The organism is Endothiovibrio diazotrophicus (assembly GCF_054657215.1).
Genome location: NZ_BAAHXB010000260.1, coordinates 1 through 1,223 on the forward strand (window position 1 = coordinate 1; position 1,223 = coordinate 1,223).

At 68.6% G+C, this 1,223-nt stretch carries 1 protein-coding gene and 1 pseudogene; one reads left to right on the plus strand and one right to left on the minus strand.

Annotated elements, in window-relative coordinates; genetic code table 11:
• Window positions 1-71: 71 nt before the first annotated feature.
• The gene (locus ACYQ2W_RS26235; protein ID WP_459874029.1) at window positions 72-929 is read right to left on the minus strand and encodes a D-amino acid aminotransferase; all 858 of its coding nucleotides are present in this window, start codon (window positions 927-929) and stop codon (window positions 72-74) included.
• Between the two features lie 96 nt (window positions 930-1,025).
• Between ACYQ2W_RS26235 and ispH the strand changes: the two are divergent.
• Window positions 1,026-1,223, plus strand: a pseudogene (gene ispH / locus ACYQ2W_RS26240) (4-hydroxy-3-methylbut-2-enyl diphosphate reductase); the annotation flags it as partial.

A 1,223-nucleotide genomic window follows, 5' to 3' on the forward strand; every position in this document is an offset into this window, starting at 1 on the left:
TCCGTTGCGACCCATCGCCTTGATCGGGAAGTGGCAGGGGAACTCCAGCAGTTTCTTCTCGCCCGCCACCTTCATGCCCCCCGGCGCAGCTGCGCCTTGTAGGTCTGATAGACCTCGATCATCTGCTGGTAGAGCGGCCCCGGCGCGCCATCGCCCACCGGCTGCCCGTCGAGGCGGGTCACCGGCAAGATCTCCTTGGTCGAACTGGTGATCCACAGCTCGTCGGCCGTCTTCAGCTCCGCCTCGGCCACCGCGCGCTCCTCGCAGGGGAGCCCTGCGGCGCGGGCCAGCTCCAGCACCAGGTCGCGAGTCACCCCCGGCAACAGCTGGTGGTCCTTCGGCGGGGTGACGATCACCCCCCCCTTGACCAGCAGGAAGTTGGTGGCGGCCCCCTCGGTGGCGAAGCCGTCGCGCACCAGGATCGCCTCCTGGGCCTCCTGGTCGAGGGCCTCTTGGCGCAGCAGCACGTTGGGCAGCAAGGCGATGGTTTTCAGATTGCAGCGCAACCAGCGGTTGTCCTCGAGGGTGACGACCTCGATCCCTCGTTCGCGCTGCTCGGCCGGCGGGACGCTCAACGGCGCGCTCATGATGAAGACCGTCGGGTGGACCTCTTGCGGAAAGGCGTGATCACGCTTGGCCGCCGGGCCGCGGGAGACCTGGAGGTAGACCGACTGGTCACCGCCGCCGTTGGCGCCCAGCACCGCCTCGAGCGCCGCTGCCCACTGCTCGTCGCTCAGCGGGTTGGGGATGCGTACCCCGTCGAGGCTCGACTGGAGGCGGGTGAGGTGTTCGGTTAGACGGAACAGGTGACCGCCGTAGGCGGGGATCACCTCGTAGACCCCGTCGCCGAGTAGGAAGCCGCGGTCGAGGACCGAGACTTTCGCTTGATCGAGGGGGAGCTGTTCGCCGTTGAGGTAGCAGAGGGACATGGGGCGTTCGGCCGGTGTGGTGGAAACCGGTTATTATATCGCACTCCCCCCGGCCAGAACGAACCCCCCGAGCCATCCGGAACGCCCGCCATGACCATCGACCTCGACCTCGCCAACCCCCGCGGCTTCTGCGCCGGCGTCGACCGCGCCATCGCCACCGTCGAGCGCGCCCTGGAGCTGTTCGGCGCGCCCATCTACGTGCGCCACGAGGTGGTCCACAACCGCTACGTGGTGGAGTGCCTGCGCAATCGCGGCGCGGTGTTCGTCGAGACCCTCGCCGAGGTGCCCGACGGC

Excerpts from the sequence above, each read along its gene's own strand:
- ACYQ2W_RS26235 (WP_459874029.1), bottom strand. The coding sequence starts at position 929 with ATGTCCCTCTGCTACCTCAACGGCGAACAGCTCCCCCTCGATCAAGCG.